Origin of the sequence: Phytoactinopolyspora endophytica (assembly GCF_004138495.1) — a bacterium.
In the GTDB taxonomy this organism is placed as follows: domain Bacteria; phylum Actinomycetota; class Actinomycetes; order Jiangellales; family Jiangellaceae; genus Phytoactinopolyspora; species Phytoactinopolyspora endophytica.
In genome coordinates this window covers 106,345-108,180 of record NZ_ML142861.1, presented here as the reverse complement: position 1 = coordinate 108,180, position 1,836 = coordinate 106,345, and the positions used below count along the sequence as shown (strand labels likewise).

Here is a 1,836-nt window from a genome sequence, read left to right as displayed (position 1 = left end):
CGTTTGGCGGCGTCGCTCGGTCTGCGACCGACCAAGACGTTGGGTCAGAACTTCGTCATCGACCCCAATACGGTGCGGCGAATCGTCCGCGTCGCCGATGTGCACGCCGACGATGTCGTCGTCGAGGTGGGGCCCGGGCTGGGCTCGCTGACCCTGGCGTTGCTTCCCGAGGCCGCCCGCGTGGTGGCCGTCGAGGTCGACCCGTCGCTCGCGGGCATCCTGCCGGCCACGGTGGCCGAGCATGCCCCCGCGTTGGCCGACAGGCTGGATGTGGTGCGGGCCGATGCGCTAAAAGTGGCCGATCTGCCCGGTCCGCCGCCGACAGCGCTGGTGGCGAATCTGCCGTACAACGTGGCGGTCCCGGTCCTGTTGCACATGCTGGAGAACTTTCCCAGCCTGCGACGAGTGCTGGTCATGGTGCAGAAGGAAGTCGCCGACCGGCTGGCCGCAGAACCCGGCTCGCGTGTGTACGGCGTGCCGTCGGTGAAGGCGGCGTGGTACGCGAAGGTCAGCCACGCGGGTTCGATAGGGCGGTCGGTGTTCTGGCCGATGCCGAACGTGGACTCGGGGCTCGTCCTGCTCGAGCGCCACGCCGAGCCGTGGAACACGTCGACGGCCGGTGCGCCTCGGCGGGCGGTGTTCGCCGTGATCGACGCGGCGTTCGCGCAGCGGCGCAAGACCCTGCGGGCGGCTTTGAAGGGGTGGGCCGGATCGTCGTCGGCGGCGGAAGAGGCGTTGCGGCTGGCCGGCGTGGACCCGTCGTCACGTGGTGAACAGCTGAGGATCGAGGACTTCGCCCGCATCGCGGCGGCGAAGGCCTGAGCCCGGCTCCGATATGGTCGCCAGCATGCAGGTCACTGTCCGCGTACCCGCGAAGATCAACATCGCGCTCCGGGTGGGGCCGCCGAGGGCGGACGGCTTCCACGATCTGGCGACCCTGTTCCATGCCGTCTCGATGTACGACGAGCTGACGGTGTGCGACGACGACAGCGTTCGCCAGGCGGACGGTGACGCGGGGGCGTCGCTCCGAGGCGCCAACGGCTATCAGGCCCTCGGCGCATCCTCTCCGGCGATACCGCACGAGGTGACGCTCGAGCTCGAAGGTCCGTACAGCAGCGGCGTTCCAGCGGACGGGTCGAACCTGGCGGTGCGGGCCGTGCGTGCCTTGGCGGAGGAAGCTGGAGTCCCGGGACGTGCGGCGCTGCGGGTGCGCAAAGGCATACCGGTGGCCGGCGGTCTGGCCGGAGGCAGCGCCGACGCGGCCGGCGCGCTGCTGGCCTGCAACACGCTCTGGGGTCTCGGGTGGCCTGTGGAGCGCCTGTCACAGGTCGCAGCGGCCCTCGGCAGTGACGTGCCGTTCTCCGTCGTGGGAGGCACCGCCTTGGGAACGGGGCGTGGCGAGCGGCTGGAGCCGGTGCGCGCGGAGCGTGAGCTGCACTGGGTGCTGGCCGTCGCGGACGGTGAGCTGTCTACCCCGGCCGTATACCGCCGTCTGGACGAGTTGCGTGGGCAACCCGGCCCGTCCGCCCGTTCGTCGTCGGCGGTCGAACCACCCGCGATGGATCCACGTCTGGTCGCGGCCGTCGAACGCGGCGACGCGCAAGCCGTCGGTTCCCTGATGGTGAACGACATGCAGGCGGCCGCGCTGGACCTCCGGCCAGGCTTGAGCGAGACCCTGGCCGCTGGGCGCGATGCCGGAGCGTTGGGCGGCATTGTCTCGGGGTCCGGTCCCACGTGTGTCTTCCTGGCCCGCAACGGAACGCACGCAGCCGCCGTCGTTCAGGCGTTGACGGCCTCCGGGACGTGCCGCACGGCGCAGGCCGTCGTCGGGCCGGT

At 71.1% G+C, this 1,836-nt stretch carries 2 protein-coding genes; both read left to right on the top strand.

Features of this window, described 5'->3' with window-relative positions; translation table 11 throughout:
• Nucleotides 1-822 (top strand): 16S rRNA (adenine(1518)-N(6)/adenine(1519)-N(6))-dimethyltransferase RsmA (gene rsmA / locus ELR45_RS22735; RefSeq protein ID WP_129668474.1); only part of this gene is annotated, 822 nt, incomplete at its 5' end.
• 25 nt (nucleotides 823-847) lie between these two features.
• Nucleotides 848-1,836: 4-(cytidine 5'-diphospho)-2-C-methyl-D-erythritol kinase (locus tag ELR45_RS22730; RefSeq protein WP_129668473.1), on the top strand; the 989-nt coding region annotated here is incomplete at its 3' end.